Origin of the sequence: Mediterranea sp. An20 (genome assembly GCF_002160055.1) — a bacterium.
GTDB classification, from domain to species: Bacteria; Bacteroidota; Bacteroidia; order Bacteroidales; family Bacteroidaceae; genus Bacteroides; species Bacteroides avicola.
The window spans coordinates 1-16,615 of the sequence record NZ_NFJV01000028.1; the positions used below are offsets into that span (position 1 = coordinate 1).

At 51.1% G+C, this 16,615-nt stretch carries 14 protein-coding genes; 6 read left to right on the forward strand and 8 right to left on the reverse strand.

Annotation, left to right across the window (positions count from 1 at the left end; translation table 11 throughout):
• The coding region (locus B5F34_RS13875; RefSeq protein WP_087340215.1) for a BT1926 family outer membrane beta-barrel protein at window positions 1-611 on the reverse strand (611 nt) is incomplete at its 3' end.
• A 30-nt stretch (window positions 612-641) separates the two neighbouring features.
• Window positions 642-2,609, reverse strand: coding sequence for a hypothetical protein (locus tag B5F34_RS13880; protein WP_087340218.1), 1,968 nt, complete (start codon window positions 2,607-2,609; stop codon window positions 642-644).
• 676 nt (window positions 2,610-3,285) lie between these two features.
• Between B5F34_RS13880 and B5F34_RS13885 the strand changes: the two genes are divergently transcribed.
• The 4 genes from B5F34_RS13885 to B5F34_RS13900 all read left to right on the forward strand — a co-directional run bounded on the left by B5F34_RS13885 (window position 3,286) and on the right by B5F34_RS13900 (window position 7,312).
• Entirely contained in the window at window positions 3,286-5,064 is a 1,779-nt protein-coding gene (locus B5F34_RS13885) for an aminopeptidase P family protein (protein ID WP_087340220.1), read from the forward strand.
• Between the two features lie 51 nt (window positions 5,065-5,115).
• A complete protein-coding gene (locus B5F34_RS13890; protein WP_087340222.1) occupies window positions 5,116-5,628 on the forward strand; it encodes a gamma carbonic anhydrase family protein in 513 nt (170 codons plus the stop codon).
• 68 nt (window positions 5,629-5,696) lie between these two features.
• Window positions 5,697-6,500, forward strand: a complete 804-nt coding sequence (locus B5F34_RS13895) for a glycosyltransferase (RefSeq protein ID WP_087340224.1) — start codon at window positions 5,697-5,699, stop codon at window positions 6,498-6,500.
• A 14-nt stretch (window positions 6,501-6,514) separates the two neighbouring features.
• Entirely contained in the window at window positions 6,515-7,312 is a 798-nt protein-coding gene (locus B5F34_RS13900; RefSeq protein ID WP_087340226.1) for a glycosyltransferase, read from the forward strand.
• A 2-nt stretch (window positions 7,313-7,314) separates the two neighbouring features.
• On the opposite strand, the gene B5F34_RS13905 is transcribed toward B5F34_RS13900, so the two are convergent.
• The 6 genes from B5F34_RS13905 to gltX form a co-directional block, all read right to left on the reverse strand.
• Window positions 7,315-8,103 carry a DUF5672 family protein gene (locus tag B5F34_RS13905; RefSeq protein WP_087340228.1) on the reverse strand — a complete coding sequence of 263 codons (789 nt, stop codon included), beginning with the start codon at window positions 8,101-8,103 and terminating at the stop codon, window positions 7,315-7,317.
• Window positions 8,104-8,110: 7 nt separating this feature from the next.
• On the reverse strand, window positions 8,111-9,085 hold the full coding sequence (locus B5F34_RS13910; protein WP_087340230.1) for a hypothetical protein: 975 nt from the start codon (window positions 9,083-9,085) through the stop codon (window positions 8,111-8,113).
• A gap of 126 nt (window positions 9,086-9,211) precedes the next feature.
• Window positions 9,212-10,084, reverse strand: a complete 873-nt coding sequence (locus tag B5F34_RS13915) for a glycosyltransferase family 92 protein (RefSeq protein WP_087340231.1) — start codon at window positions 10,082-10,084, stop codon at window positions 9,212-9,214.
• A 40-nt stretch (window positions 10,085-10,124) separates the two neighbouring features.
• Window positions 10,125-11,117: a Stealth CR1 domain-containing protein gene (locus tag B5F34_RS13920; protein WP_087340233.1), complete on the reverse strand. Its 993-nt coding sequence runs from the start codon at window positions 11,115-11,117 to the stop codon at window positions 10,125-10,127.
• 28 nt (window positions 11,118-11,145) lie between these two features.
• Entirely contained in the window at window positions 11,146-12,024 is an 879-nt protein-coding gene (locus B5F34_RS13925) for a lysophospholipid acyltransferase family protein (RefSeq protein ID WP_087340236.1), read from the reverse strand.
• Complete coding sequence (gene gltX / locus B5F34_RS13930; protein WP_087340238.1) at window positions 12,021-13,544, reverse strand: glutamate--tRNA ligase; 1,524 nt, start codon at window positions 13,542-13,544, stop codon at window positions 12,021-12,023. The genes B5F34_RS13925 and gltX overlap by 4 nt, the downstream gene beginning before the upstream one ends.
• Before the next feature lie 108 nt (window positions 13,545-13,652).
• Here gltX and B5F34_RS13935 point away from each other — a divergent pair, with 108 nt between their 5' ends.
• A complete protein-coding gene (locus B5F34_RS13935; protein WP_239448979.1) occupies window positions 13,653-15,713 on the forward strand; it encodes an HDIG domain-containing metalloprotein in 2,061 nt (686 codons plus the stop codon).
• A gap of 31 nt (window positions 15,714-15,744) precedes the next feature.
• The gene (locus B5F34_RS13940) at window positions 15,745-16,509 is read left to right on the forward strand and encodes a hypothetical protein (protein WP_087340242.1); all 765 of its coding nucleotides are present in this window, start codon (window positions 15,745-15,747) and stop codon (window positions 16,507-16,509) included.
• The last annotated feature ends 106 nt before the right edge of the window (window positions 16,510-16,615 follow it).

Genomic DNA, 16,615 nt, shown 5'->3' on the forward strand with positions numbered 1-16,615 from the left:
TCGGCACCGATGAAGAATGATTCGGTGAAGAAATAGTCCACACCGGCGGTGATGGCACCGCGGATGTTGAAGGCTTCGCCTACCGATTCGCCCATGTAGGTCTCGTCGTCCGTCATGCTCCGCTCACGACCGTAAGCGTAGCCAACGCGAAGCCCCACGTAAGGCAAAAGGCCGTCTACCTTTGTGCGGAAGTAGCGGTCCACACCGGTGTACACTTGGAACTGTATCACCGAGCGGTCCGATACCGCACCATAGTTGGGGATGGAACCGTCACCCGGCTCATACGTGTCGTCTATGGTTCCGGGAATGGGACCGTAGCCGGGAGCCTTGGTGATGTTCATGCCGCCTCCCAAATTCAGTTTCCACAAGTCGCGGAAGAACCAGCCACCTTCTATGCCGACGGTCAGTGCCTTGTCGTTCCAGTTGGTGGAGGCTGCCTGCAGGTTGTAATTCGTTTTATTACCTGCGGCCGCGTTCTGCATCACACTTGAATTGTAACCAAGCGTAAGCGCTACGGTGAAATCACCTTGCTGGGGATTCTTCTCCTGCGCGCTTACCGCCAGGCTCATCATGGGCATAACGGCATACAGTAAAAGTTTTCCTATTCTCATTTTACTTGATTTTTAGCCGTTAATGTAAAGTTATGCAGCGGGTTGATCTTCTGCGGGAGTGTCAGCGCTATCATCTTGAGCATTGATAGCAGCTTCCAAGTCTGCCTTGAAGAGTGCTACAATTTGCTCCTTATAAGAAATCTGCTCTTCCAAATATTCAACGTAATCTGTTTGCTGTTCAATCAGCTTTTCGCGGTTGGCTTTGCTATCTGTTACGACTCCATTACCATCCAAATCGAAGTTTTCATAAGCCAAGCGATCAAGCTGGAATTGCAGTTCGGCAATTTCTTTTTCAACTTTAGCGATTTCTTCTTCAGCATCATAAGCGCCATTAATCATGATTGAGAGTACCTGATATTCGGCATTAACTTCCCACCACGCATAATATGCTTCATTGTAAGCAACTTCGGCAGCTATATAAGCCGTAATAGCTGTATTACTCTTGACTGCCTCAACAGCTTTCGCATATTCTTCAGATTCAATAGCAGTCAAAGCCTCATTCCAAAGTTTAGCGTTAGTATCAAAGTTGATAATCTGCTCTTCCAGCTTTGCAATTTCATCCAAAAGAGTGGCGACACTAATGGCATCCTCTTCAGCAGTAGCTTGCAAAGTAGGCAATTCTTTTTCCAGTTCTTCGAAATCATCTATTGCTTGCTCATTATCGATTTTCAGTTTTTCCAAATCTTTCTGAGCTTTCTCTACATTAGCTTGTGCTAAATTTGCGTCAGCCTTTGCAACCTCCAGATTTAATTCTGCTTGTGCTATTTCTACGGGTGTAGCAGTATCAGGCAGTTTTTTTAAAGCTTCCTCAGCAGCACCCACTGCAGCATCTTTCTCTTTCTTGGTTGCTTTTGCATCTTCGAGTGCTTTTTCAGCGTTTGCTATAGCTTGTTTTGCACCGGCTACAGTTTCTTCCAATTCAGCATATTCTTTAGCAGAATCTTCATATTTTTTCTTCGATTCAGCAGCCTTCTCTTCTGCTTCAGCCAATTCTTTATATTTGCCAGTTGCTACTTCCTGTCCAGACGCTTTATGGCCCAATTCATCTTCAAGATTCTCCTTATTTGAATAATATTGGTTCATAATTGTCTTGTTTGCTTCTGAAACATAGTATCGTATAACGCTATAGGCGTCAGAACTTGGAGATATTTCCTCGCTTAACACTACATCCTCAGATGAAATAGGAGTAATCTCCTTATCTTCATAGGAGGCTACATTGTTAATAATAACTTTCCCATTCTCTGTAGCTTTTTCAATAAAACTTCTGATTGCTTTAACAGCAGCAGGCGAATTTTCGTTTGCATATTCGTAGTTAAATGCATCTACAACTTCTACTGCAGCAACTAAAGCAGCTTGTACTTCCGCATTCTTCTGAATAATGTTTGATTCCGCATTTGTATATTCTTGATCCAACTGCGCACGCTGTGCTTCTAATTCACTCTTATCAGCACCACTATAGTTCTCCCAAGCTTCTTTTTCAGCCGTTTTCAGAGCAATATCATTTTTTAATTCAATTGTTCTTGCATCAATATGTGCTTGGAGATTTCCCATACCTGCTTCTAATTGAGCCAGATATAAAGTAGCCTCGGACTTGGTGAATTTCAACTCTTGCAGATCCTTCGCGGCGGTTGAATAAGTGTCATAGGCATCCTTAACACGCTGACTTGCTTCTCTCAACAATTGTTGCTCATATTGTTGAGCTTGCATTTGGGCTTTCTTTACAGCAGCCTCTGTTTCAGCTTGGATTTGTTTTAAAGTCTCTACAAATTTTTGGCGTGCTTCTTCTGTCATTTCATTCAGATAAGCAGCCTTAGCGTCAGCAATAGCCTTTTCTGCTTCAGCTAAGATCTTAGCAGCCTCTCCCTCTGCTCTTGCTTGCTCAGCCAAAGCCGTCAACTGGTCCGCCTTCGCATTGCGAATGTTGGTCACAGATGCAGACTCATTGTCGTCCACGCAAGCGCCCAAGGACAATGCGCCCAAGAGCACTCCTACCATCATTAATTTTTTTTCATACCTACTTAAAATTAATATTAGTAATTAAACATTAAGGTCAAAAGAAGAAAGCCACTCTCTCCGTTCTCTCCGTTAGGCTTTGTAAAGGAAAAGCATGTATTTCCCCTTTTGCACTTGCAAAGATAACTCATAAATAAGAAGTCACAAGCAAATAAACGTTAAAGTTACTCTACTTTAACATTAAATTTAATTTTAATGAACGAAATTTTTGCTATATATATACGCGAGAAGCCCGATGAATGCGGACTTTGAGGCACATTCGGCAATGCTTACAAAATGGGGTGGAAAGAGGCAGTAAAAAACGGGAAAATTATCCGACAATAGGACATAAGCCAACCGACATGGACAGGAAGACCGGATTTATCCCGGATTGGGATGCGCACTGCCCCAACCGGCCCTCGGAATCACCGTCGAAGGGAATCCGCACACAACACGCATGCCATCAGCAGGTTACTCGCAAGGTATCAGCAGCATGCTGCCAAGGTATCGGAAACGTGCTGCCAAGGTATAAGCAACAGGCTGCTTATAAATGAGGGACTCCACCCATATATAAATAGGTGGACGGTGATAAAAAGCAGAAAGAAATTGCCGCAATATTTTCATAGACCGCCAAAAACGCTTACCTTTGGATGTTTTTGAATAAGAACAAACTAAAAAGGATATGAACTCAGTAATCAGACAACGTATAGAGAAACTGCGCGAAATGATGCGCCAAAATGAATTTGAGGCTTTTATACTCACCGACTGCGACCCACACATCAGCGAATATGTGGCACCGCGCTGGAAGGCACGGACCTACTTCTCTGGCTTCGACGGCTCGGCAGGCACCTTGGTGATAACCCCTGAAGAGGCCGGTCTGTGGACAGACTCACGTTACTTCCTGCAGGCCGCCAAACAGCTGGAGGGTACCGGCATCACTCTCTACAAAGAAGGACTGCCCGACACGATAAGCCTCATCGACTTCCTGGCTACCCGCGTACAACCCGGATGCATCGGTTCCGATCCCAGTATGTTGCCTACCCGATTCTTCGAGGAACATGCCGAATGGCTGCAAGCACACGAACGCTTTCTGGATTACTGCAACGACCCTTTTCGCGACATCTGGACCGACAGGCCGGAACGCCCCATGAACAAAGCCTATATATATAAGGTGGAATATGCCGGACAAAGCTGCGCGGAAAAACTGGAGCTCTTACGCCAATGCTTGGAAGAGCAACAGAAAGATGCCTTGCTGCTCGCCGCCCTCGACGAGATTGCCTGGACACTCAACATCCGCGGCAACGACATCCCGTGCAATCCGGTGGTCATCTCCTACCTGATGGTCACCCGGCAGCATGCCACGTTGTTTATCGACCCGGAAAAGACAGACCGGGAATTGCTGGACTATCTGGCCGGCAATGGCGTAGAGACCCGTCCTTACGAAGACTTCTTCGACCATCTGCAAGCCACGCACTATGGCACCATCCTGACCGACTTTGGCAAAACCAACGAAAAGGCCCATTGGATGGCCTCCCAACATAACTCTGTCTGCGACTTCCCCTCGCCTGTGGCCTTGTTGAAAGCCAAACGCAACGAAGTGGAGACCGCAGGACTGCACCGGGCCATGCAGCGCGACGGCGTGGCGCTGGTGAAATTCTTGAAATGGTTGGAAGAAGCCGTGCCGCAGGGCGGACAGACGGAAATCAGTGTGACGCAGAAGTTGCACGACTTCCGTGCCGCACAGCCGCTCTACATGGGCGAGAGCTTCGACACCATAGCGGGCTACGGCCCACACGCTGCCATCGTACACTACGAGGCTACGCCTGAGACTGACATCCCGCTGAAACCGGAGGGCTTCTTGCTGCTCGACTCGGGCGCACAGTACTTAGACGGCACTACCGACATCACCCGTACCATCGCCCTCGGCCCGCTGACCGAAGAGGAGAAGACGGACTACACGCTCATCCTGAAAGGTCATATTGCACTGGCGCAGGCTGTATTTCCTGCCGGCACACGCGGCGCGCAATTAGACGTATTGGCACGCATGCCCATCTGGCAACACCGCATGAACTTCCTGCACGGTACAGGGCACGGCGTAGGACATTTCCTCAACGTGCACGAAGGACCGCAGAGCATCCGCATGAACGAAAACCCGGTAAGCCTGCAGGCAGGAATGCTCACTTCCAACGAGCCGGGAGTCTACAAGGAAGGCAGCCACGGCATCCGCACGGAAAACCTGATGCTCACGGTCCCCGCAGGCGAAGGCATGTTCGGCTCCTACCTCCGCTTCGAGACAGTGACGCTCTGCCCCATCGACACCACTCCCCTGCTCCGTCACCTGCTCACCGACGAAGAGGCAGGCTGGCTGAACGAATACCACCGCACGGTGTACAACAAGCTGGCTCCGGCTCTCGACGAGGAAGAACAGACGTGGCTGGCAGAGAAGTGCAAGGCAGTCTGAACCGTTATACCGAACAAAGACGTCCATTTATCCTAAACAACCATTCAAATTATGGCACTGATAAAAAGCGTAAGGGGCTTTACGCCCGAAATAGGAAAGAACTGTTTCCTGGCAGACAACGCCACCCTTATCGGCGATGTGAAGCTGGGCGATGACTGCAGTGTGTGGTTCAATACCGTGCTGCGCGGCGACGTGAACTCCATCCGGATAGGCAACGGAGTGAACATACAGGACGGAAGTGTGCTGCATACGCTTTACGAGAAATCGACCATCGAAATCGGCGACCATGTGTCTGTGGGACACAACGTGACCATCCACGGAGCCACCATCAAAGATTATGCCTTGATAGGCATGGGAGCCGTGATACTGGACCATGCCGTAGTGGGCGAAGGCTCCATCGTGGCAGCCGGGGCACTGGTGTTAAGCCACACGGTCATCGAGCCGGGCAGTATCTGGGCCGGCGTACCTGCCAAATTCGTAAAGAAAGTGGACCCGGAACAGGCCAGGGAACTGAACCGGAAAATCGCACACAACTATTTGATGTATGCGGAATGGTACAAATAACGGTCTCTTGCAGAAACAGACAGAACCTTTGCCGACTACTCCGGCAACAAACTATTTAGTCCAAAGTTATGAATTCCAACCAAGCTAAAGAACAAGTCGTCGTATCCATGACTTCATTTCCGGCTGCCATACCCTACGCCGCCCCTGCCGTACAGTCCATACTGAACGGCTCTGTCCTTCCCGACAAGGTAGTGCTCTACCTCACCTTCGCACAATTCGGCGAAAAAGGACTTCCTCAGGAGCTACTGAAACTGGCAGAGAGCAACCCGGTCTTCGAGATACGGAATTATGACAGGGACATCCGCTCGTACCGGAAACTGATTCCGGCACTGAAAGACTTTCCCGACGCTGTCATAGTGACGGTAGACGATGACGTGGCTTACCACAGGCACATGCTGCGCAACCTGCTGCGCCTGCACAGCCAGATACCTGGCGCCGTACTGGCACACCGCGCCAAACTCATGAAGCCCGGCAAGCCCTATCGGAAATGGAGTAAATACAGATGGTATGACTTCTTACTAAAGAAAAAACACGTCGACTTCAGGAACATACAGACCGGCGTGGGCGGAGTGCTGTACCCGCCCCACTCGCTGAAACCGGAAATGCTCGATGAAAAACTGTTCACGCAAATCGCCCCGACAACGGACGACATCTGGTTCTGGGCGGCAGCAGTGGCCAACGGTACCCCGATAGTACCTGTGCCTTTCGGCTACAACAAACCCAAGGGATTGGGGAAACCGCGGGAATTATCGCTGAAAACCACCAACTTCAAGTCGGGCATCGACAAGAATGCCGCCGCCTTGCAGGCCATCATCGGGAGGTATCCCGCCATCGGCGAACGGATAGGCTATAGCAAGGAGATACACCCATAAATTCCGAGAAGAAAATGAACGGCAAAGAAAGAATCATCGTATCACTCACCTCGTTTCCAGCAGCCATACCCTATGCCGTGCAGGCCATACGCTCCATCCTGAAAGGCTCGTTGCTGCCCGACAAAATCGTGCTGTATCTGGACACGCAGAAGTTTCCGGACGGTGTACTTCCGCAGGAGCTTGAGGCACTCCGGGCAGAAAGTCCCCTCTTCGAAGTGAGGTTCGACCCGGCCGAGATACGCTCGTACAAGAAACTGATTCCGGCACTGAGGGATTTTCCGGATGATACCATCGTAACCATCGACGATGACATCCATTACCCGCCCAACCTCTTGCGCGACCTGGCAGACCTGCACAAGCGGATTCCCGATGCCATTGTAGCCCACCGGGTAAGGAAGGTACGACTGGACGCTCCCTACAAGAAATGGAGAAAATATAAGTGGTACGACTTTGTCTTCCGAAGATACCATTTCAGCCATTTAGCCATGCAGACCGGAGTAGGCGGGGTTTTGTATCCTCCCCACACGCTGGACGAAAAGATGCTCGATCCTGCGCTCTTCATGGTCATGGCACCTACCAACGACGACATCTGGTTCTGGGCGGCGGCGGTATCGAAAGGCACATTTGTCGTTCCTCTCCCCAACGGACAGCGTACAGCCAAGGGCATCGGAAAGCCCCACAAGTATTCACTCATGTCCGTCAACCTCCAACCGGGCGACGACCGCAACAGGAAGGCTCTGGATAAGATTCTGCAACACTTCCCGGACATCAGGCGGGCACTGGAGACACCTGCACACCACAACAGGAAGTGACTTCACTGCTCCAGCCCGGACTTATGCCCCAGAATGATGGGGAACCAGAATTTTCTCATCTTCTCCTTGTACCAGGCATGACAGCCAAAAGGCAGACGAAAGCGGTTTTCCCAGTAACAAAGCCGGGGATATTTGTCGAAGCTGAAGCGCAGCGCACGCCGGTAGTCTGGATAGGAGAAATTCATCCCGTGCCTGTTTACCTCAAGCGCGAAAAACAGGTCTTCGTTGGAATAGTGGCTATGCCGGGACAAATGCGCACGGATGACTTCCTCCAGTTGTTCGGTGGCACGCAGGTGACTCGACACCCTGCGCAGGGAAAAGCCTCCGTTTCCCACCTTGAAGTCTTTCTCGGTGCGCCAACGGCTGTGGAATCGCTTGCGCCACTGTTTCAGAAGCGGCAACCGGAAAAGCAACGGCACAGGCCACGGCGCACCGATGTAGTCATATCCCCCGCTGCACCAGTCTGCCAACTCATCACGAAATACATAGGCATCCAGCTGGCAAATCAGCAGATAGTCTGTATCTGAGAATCTGCGGTAGAAATCGGCCGACATCATCAGCCGGTTGTATCCGGCAATGTCGCGGAAGAAAGCATCGTCAAAAACTTCTTCCCCACAACCGGGGAATTCCTGCAGCAGGCTACTGATATCCAGACCGGCAGGATGGATGAAAACAAAAGGATACGCCCCCAACACACGCCGGTTCTGCTCCAACGAGATTCTTTCGTACGGGTCCAGCCGGTCGCGGTAGACGGGAACAATCACCTTCACAAGCGTATGAGACGTATTCATAGTGGAATCAGATTATAATGTGCTTGAATGGAATGTCGTGCAACTTTGCCGCATAAAGCGGAAATTCGCTGGGATACATATACGAAGTTCCTATCCGGTAGATTTGCCGTGCCCCGCTGAGCATATAGAAGTCGAGGAAAGATTTCAGATAGATTTCGTAGGCATTCTCCACAACAGCATTCTTGTCGCCATCTATATGGACGATAGTCCCCGGAATGATATGCACGCCCTCTATCTGCGACACCCTTTTCAGGAATGTCACACTGTCCGACGTAACCAGCAGCGGTCGGTTGCCATGCTCTGACTTCAAACTCCGAATGGCGTCAAGGCATTTGCAGATAAGCTCTTCTGCCTCCCCCTGATCGGTGATGGATTTGTAATGATATTCCCGGAAATCTCCGAGCAAGTTCTGGAAACGGAACACCGCAGCATCATAGTCGGTTCCCATATTCCTTTTCGCAGCCTCAATCCGTCCGCGCAAGACAGTCCCCGGCTTGAACAGCTCGCCAAACAGTTCTCCCCAGCCATAACCGCCGGAGTTCACACCGGCCGCGGCCCAAGCCTCGTTAATATGCGCCAGACAGTCGCGGTTGCTATAGTAGTGTACCTGTCGTCTCGCTTTCAGTTTCAAAAGCCTCGTGGCCAGATGTTCCCCCCGCATGTAGAGGATTCTGCTATAGAGCGGATTGTCGGTATATTCACCCGGCTTCAGCGTCCAGTCATAAATGGCAGGCTCCAGGTAATCTTCCAAGCGAAAGGGATACGTGTATCTTATCCGGAAAGGGATACCGTGGTATTTACAATAAGCGTATAAAGAGATGATGCCCTTAAACCGGTCGCACATTCCCCCATGAAAGGCCTCACCATCGACCATGGCAACAAAGACCTGCTTCCCGGGCTCAGGCTTCCCCAGTTCTTTTGATTTCAAAGCAATCCTGATGGAAAGAATCAGTTCCTTTACCCGATGTCTCCACTCTAACATTTTATATTTTCTTCCGTAATAGGTAGCCATAGTTTGAATTAAGTTAAGCAGATGAGAACACTTCACTGTTATCCGAAGCAACCGGCCTCGTTCATACAGGTGCCGGGGTCCAGGCGGGAAAGGCTGCTAATCTTCGATGTCGTTCAGGTCATACTGGTCAAAGTAACTGAAGTCGCGCAGCGTATTGATACGCGCCCGTCCCCTCGCCCGTTTACCCAGGAACTCTTCGTAAGACTTCACCGCATAATGATTAATCCGGATGACGTCTTGTTGCGGTTTGCGGTCGCCGAATCCCTTCTTCAACGGCACGCCGTGCGAATCGGCCGCTTTTCCAGAGAGCCGTGCCGCCTCGTGACATCCCACCATGGTGCAGACACGCCGCGGGTCGGCAATGCTCTTGACATGCGTATTCAGCCTGTGTTCCGGCAGAGAGTGACGGTGGAATCGTTCCATCACACCTCCCGGTTCGCGGGTCTTGGCTCCGCTGCTTCCATAGACGAGCCAGTTGACTTCCACCACCGAAAACTTCTCCATGCGGCGCAGGAATTCGGGGATGTTACGGTCTTTTACCGGCACGATGAACTCGTCCAGGTCAATGACAGCCAGCCAGCGCGTTTCTAACCGGTGCCGCTCAAAGCAGTCGTCATACGCGGCAAGCTGCCTTTTCCTGCCCGGCCAGTAACAATATTCCACCAGTCCCGACTCGATGTAGGGCGCAAGCACCTCACGTGTACAGTCTGTGCTTTCATTATCGTAGATGTAGAATTTCTCCACTCCTTGCCTGCGGTGCCACTCTATCCATTCCTTGAAATACGGGCCCTCGTTTTTGGCGATGGCGCAAACAGCCAGGTAATACTTCGGTGGAGTATGGTCGCGTTTCAGCCTGCGCTTCAGTTTCCAGGCCTTGAATACGCCGTAGCGCAGAAGTCCACGCCACCTGTTCCGCGTCATCTTATGCGGAATCACTCCTGCAATAATTTCGGCAAGGACCTTATTCATAATCCAATCGTTTGTTATAGTTAATGATTTGCACGCAACTTCACACTTCAAACTCCGACTTTTCAGGCAGGATGTGTTCAAAAGCATTCCTGATGTTTTCCATCACCTGCTCATAATGACGGATGTGTACATTGTCATTCAGGCAAACCAATGAATAAGACTGTTCGTAGATTGCCCTGACTGCCTGTTTGGGGCGTATCATGAGCGGGAACATTTTAGTATCACTGTAGGTATTGTAAGGCTCGAAATTGCCCCGGCAGATTTGCCAGGTGCGGAACAACTCCGGCGTATAGTCGGTCAGAGCCCGGAATCTGTTGGCTGAAGTCTCGGTCAGTTCCTTTCCGGCAACAGCCCATACCTCTTCGAAGGTCGTTTTCAGGAAAGGCTGCGCGTTGTGGGGCGTGCGAAGCGTTATGAACTTACCGTAGGGCTTCAGGAGATAATTCCACCGTGCCCTGGAGCCATAGCTTTTATCAAACCATTTATCGTGAAAACGGGCCATGACCTCTTTCTTGTCGAAATGACGGTTGATGATTTTCAGGTTGTTCTTGATTCGTCTGTACCATTGCGACCACGACGGGTTGTAGAGGAAAGTGGCAATGTCGCAAGGCAGCCCGTTTTTGAAGAAGCGCTCCGTTCCGATGGCATTTATGATATAGAAGTCATCATTGAAGTAGACAAAATGTTCTGCCAAGTCCGGAATCTTATGCAGATAACGTTCTATCACCACCGAATTGAACGTGGGCAGGAACTGTTCCGGGATATAATCTTTATGATTCACCACATGAATCTTCGGATTGTCCGCATCAAGCCATTGCGGAATTTGGCTGCTGGTTACAAAATGAATCTTACGCACCCAAGGGGCAAACTTCCCGACACCACGGAACCAGTATTTCAGAAAGCCGTAATCGCGGAAGCGGGCTTCGGAAACTCCGTTCTTCGTATTCTCCCTGTTGCCGGAATATTTGGCGAACTCAGCCTGCCACTTCGGGTCGTCCATATCCACCCATGTGATTACAAAATCTATATCCATATCTTCTAACGTTATGCTTTTGACTCAATCAGGAATCCAACTTCTGAGCGTGTTTAAAACGCTTATGCGTCCACAAGTATAACTCCGGTTCACGCAGAATGGTTTGTTCCAGATGCTGAAAATAAAGAGCCGTCAACTCAAAATCGGGCAGTGTCCGGGGTTTTTCGTGCAGGCGGACAAACTCGGCTTCATAATACCCCCTGCCGGTCCTTCTGACGTCCAGATACCAGGCTTCGAATCCATAATGCTTCGTTATCTTCTCCGTTCCTGTCAATACGGGCGTCTTGTGGTTCAGAAAAGGCAGGAAGTAACGCGACTCCTGCTTCCGGGGCGACTGATCGGCAATAAACCCGACCACGCACAGCCGACGGGCATTTGCCAACCCAGTGATATAACGCGCCGTTTTGTGCATATCCACACTGACTGCTCCCATGCGGCCGCGAATGTGCAGCATCAGCCGTTCCATGCTCTTGTTCCGCAACTTGTGGTAGATTTGGGCGCCCGCAATGTTTTTCTCCAGCCACAGAGGCATGGAAGAGACCCATTCCCAATTACCGTAATGACCCAGGTAAACTGAAACGGATTTTCCCTGCCTCAGCAATGCATTCACCTGCTCTACATTCGTGAACTTCATCCGACGCCTGATTTCTTCCGGCGAAATGGAAGCCAGCTTGCAGCTTTCCAGTATCATATCCATGAAGAAACGATAGAATTTCTTCTCTATCTGTTTGATTTCCGGCAAGCCTTTCTCAGGGAAAGACTCGACCAGGTTGCGGCGTACAATCTTCCGACGATAGCCTACTACATAATACAGCAGATAGTACAAGCCATCCGACAGAAAATAGAGCACACGATAAGGTATGTATGACAACAGCTTCAGGAGAAAAAGGAGCAAACGGTATATCATAATGTCCGGATTGCTTTTTCAATGCGTTTCAGCGTCTCTTCCTTGCCCAGCAGCTCGGTGATGTCAAACATGTGGGGACCTTTGCACTCACCTACCACGGCCAGACGGAAAGCATTCATCACATTGCCCATGTGATAGCCCTTCTCGGTAATCCAGCCTATGACAATATCTTCAGAAGGCTTGGAAGAGAAGTCGCCGATACCGCGCAGCACCTCCATCAGCTCGCCCATGATACGGGGCGTATCGGTGCTCCAGCGTTTCTTCACATCCTTCTCGGCATAAGTGTCGGGAGCAATGAAGAAGAAACGGGCCTGGTCCCAGATTTCTTTCACGAAGTTGACGCGACCCTTCACCAGCGAAACTACGCGGGTGAGGTATTCGTCGGTATAGCCGGCAGGATTCACCACATGAGCCTCCAACACCGGTTTGAAGAGCATGGCCACTTCGGCATCGGGCTTACGGAGAATATATTCGTGGTTGAACCAGATGCCTTTCTTATAGTCGAACTTGGCACCGGCCTTGCTGCAATGGCTCAGACTGAAGAGGCTGACAAGCTCATCCATTGACATCAGTTCCTGGTCGTTGCCCGGATTCCAACCCAGCAAGGCGAGGAAGTTGATAACAGCCTCGGGCAAATAACCAGCCTCACGATAGCCCGAAGAGACTTCGCCCGTCTTGGGGTCGTGCCACTCCAAGGGGAAGACGGGGAAACCGAGACGGTCGCCATCGCGTTTGCTCAGCTTGCCGTTGCCTTCGGGTTTCAACAGCAGAGGCAGGTGGGCAAAAGCAGGCATCGTGTCTTCCCATCCGAAAGCACGGTAAAGCAACACGTGCAAGGGAGCAGAAGGCAGCCACTCTTCACCGCGGATGACGTGGGAAATCTCCATCAGGTGGTCGTCGACAATGTTGGCTAAATGATAGGTGGGCAATTCGTCGGCCGACTTGTAGAGGACTTTATCATCCAATATCGAGGAATTGATGACCACATCTCCACGGATAAGGTCGTTTACGTGTACATCCTCATTCGGCTCTATTCTGAAACGCACCACATACTGGGTACCGGCGGCAATCAGCGCGTCCACCTCTTCTTTGGGAAGCGTCAGCGAATTACGCATCTGCAGGCGTGTGGAAGCATCGTACTGAAAGTTAGGCACCTCCTTCCGCTTGGCATCCAGTTCCTCCGGAGTATCGAAAGCGATGTAGGCTTTACCGGCATCGAGCAACACTTTCACATATTTCTTATAGATGTCACGGCGCTCGGACTGACGGTAAGGACCATAGTTGCCGCCGAAGCTGACCCCTTCGTCGAACCGGATGCCCAGCCATTTGAATGATTCAAGGATGTATTCCTCAGCGCCGGGCACAAAACGGTTGCTGTCCGTGTCTTCGATGCGGAACACCAAATCGCCTCCATGCTGACGCGCAAAGAGATAATTATACAACGCAGTACGCACACCGCCAATGTGGAGGGCACCCGTAGGACTGGGTGCAAAACGTACTCTGACTCTTCTTTCTGCCATAGTTATCTGTGTTTATTTCTAACTTTATACATATTTACACGGCAAAATTAAGCCTTTTTTTTCACACTAATGTTTTTTTTCGTACTTTTCGGCAAAAATTCGACGGATATGACTCAGTTCAAAATTAACAAAGACCTGTTATCGAGAAATTTGCTATACAAAGTTCTCATTTTCATCGCAACGGTAGCTGTTATCGTCTACTTTATGCCCCGCGACGGCAAGTTCAACTATCAGTTTGATACCGGCAAGCCGTGGAAGTACGGACAACTGATTGCAACCTTCGATTTTCCCATCTACAAAGACGCGGAAGTTGTGCAGCACGAACAAGACAGCATGTTGCGCCAATTCCAACCTTTCTTCAACATCGACCGCAAAGCCGAGGCCGACGCACTGGGACGCCTGCAGGCCGATTACCAAAAGACGCTGAAGGAAGTACTGCCGGCACGCTACTTCCACTACGTGCAGAAGATGCTCGAAGAAATCTATGCAGCCGGCATCTTACCCACCGAAGCATTAGACTCTCTGCAACAAGACAGTACCGCCGCCGTGATGGTGGTAGACCACAAGCTCGCCTCCCAACGGGAGACTACCGAACTATATTCGGTGAAGACGGCTTACCAACACATCCTGAAGGCGGATACCCTGCACTATCGGCCTGAAGTGCTGAGGGCATGCCCGCTAAACGATTACCTCACTCCCAACCTGCAATACGACAAGGCACGGAGCGACGCCGCACGGCAGGAGTTGCTGGACAATTACTCCTGGGCCAACGGCATCGTGCTGACCGGACAGAAAATCGTGGACCGGGGCGAAATAATCAGCCCCAAAACCTACAACATCTTGGAGAGCCTGCGCAAGGAATCGATCAAACGCAACGAATCGACGGGACAAAAACGCCTGATGCTGGTGGGACAGATTCTTTACGTGTGCATCTTCATGCTGTGCTTCATGCTCTACTTAGACCTGTTCCGCAAGGAATACTACGACCACAAAGGAGGCATGTCGCTGTTGTTTGCCGGCATTACGCTCTATTGTGCGGTGACGGGCCTGATGATGTCGCAGAATTTCCTGAATGTCTACATGTTGCCCTACGCCATGCTGCCCATCATCATACGCGTGTTCCTCGACTCGCGCACGGCCTTCCTCACACTGGTCATCACGGTGCTTATCTGCTCCGTCAGCCTGCGCTATCCACATGAGTTCATCTTGCTGCAATGCGCCGCAGGACTGACCGCTATCTTCAGCCTGAGGGAACTGTCGCAACGCTCGCAGCTCTTCCAGACGGCGGGTGTGGTAACGCTGACCTATGCAGCCACCTTCTTCGCTTTCGAACTGATAACGGAAAACGACCTCTCGAAACTGAACGGCTCGATGTACATCTACTTCGTCATCAACGGCATCCTGCTGCTCTTCACCTATCCGCTGCTGTTCTTGGTGGAAAAGACGTTCGGTTTTACCTCCAACGTGACATTAGTAGAACTGAGCAACATCAATACCCCCCTGCTGCGCCGCATGTCAGAGACGGTACCGGGCACCTTCCAGCACTCCATGCAGGTGGCCAACCTGGCAGCAGCAGCGGCCAACGCTATCGGAGCCAACTCGCAACTGGTACGTACCGGAGCCTTGTATCACGACATCGGGAAAATGGAGCATCCGGTATTCTTCACCGAAAACCAGTCGGGAGGAGTCAACCCGCATAAGTCGCTTTCCTACGAACAAAGCGCACAAGTGGTCATCAGCCATGTAACGGACGGCATCAAACTGGCAGACAAATACAACCTGCCCAAGGTCATCAAAGAATTCATCACCACGCACCACGGAAAGGGCGTGACGAAATACTTCTACATCTCGTGGAAAAACGAACACCCCGGAGAAGAAACCGACCCCGCTGTGTTCACCTACCCGGGGCCGAACCCCTTCACCAAAGAACAAGCCATACTGATGATGGCCGACGCAGTGGAAGCCGCCTCACGCAGCCTGCCGGAATACACGGAAGAAAGCATCGGCAAATTGGTGGAGAAAATCATCGACGGACAACTGGCCGACGGATTCTTCAAAAACTGTCCTATCACGTTCAAGGATATTGCCGTAGCCAAGAATGTATTCAAGGAAAAGCTGATAATCATGCACCACACGCGCATCAGCTATCCGGAACTGAAAAAGCAGTAATCTCTTAATCCCCGCAAAACACTACCATATCATGAATCCCAGACACCAACGACAAGCCACACGCCTGCTTCGGCATATCGGCGTCCCGCTGCAAGACATCCGCAGCTTCAGTTTTATGAAGCGTTACACCCCTGTGCCCGACCGCCACAGCCAACAAAACAAATTCGGACCGGGACTGCTCACCCTGCACCTGAAGGATGGAACCGACCGCGTGCAGACGCTCCACACCAGGCACCATCCCAGCGCCACCATACGCTACCTGCTGGAACAGAATATTCCTCTGGACAACCTGCACCTGCCGCAACCTTCAGGACGCACGGAAGAAGAAACCACCTACCGCCGCCCTTCGCTTTACCTGTTCTGGCACGCCATACTCTGCCTGTTGGCTTTCTGCCTCGGATTCTGGCAGGCGGGCATACGCGGGGGCACGGGAGGACTCATCGTCTCATTGCCCCTCTTCGCCCTCGCTGTCTACTGGATGTACGTGCTGCTGACCCGCTTCTGCTACCTGACACTCGACGGCGAAACGATGCAGGTACATAGCATGGGACGCACCGTAACGCTGCCCTATGCAGAGATGCTGAAGGTAAACTTCGACTTCGCCCGCGAGCAGCAGTTCACACATGTCATGGAGGTACTGGGACGGGATTACCGCTATCGGCTATTCTACATCGGTCGGGTGCCACGCAGCCAGCTGCGCGAAGTGTGCCAGCGCCTGCAACGGTCCGGCATCGATGCCACATGCAGCCTCAACACCGACAAACGTCACTACGATGACGTATATCACGTGCAGTAACAGACAGGAGGCAGCCGGTTTTCTGCCTGTGATATACTCGTTTCCCTTCTGGTGCAGGGCTACTTATCTCCAAGCGCGTAGCACCCCACTTCCACGCGCTTGGAGG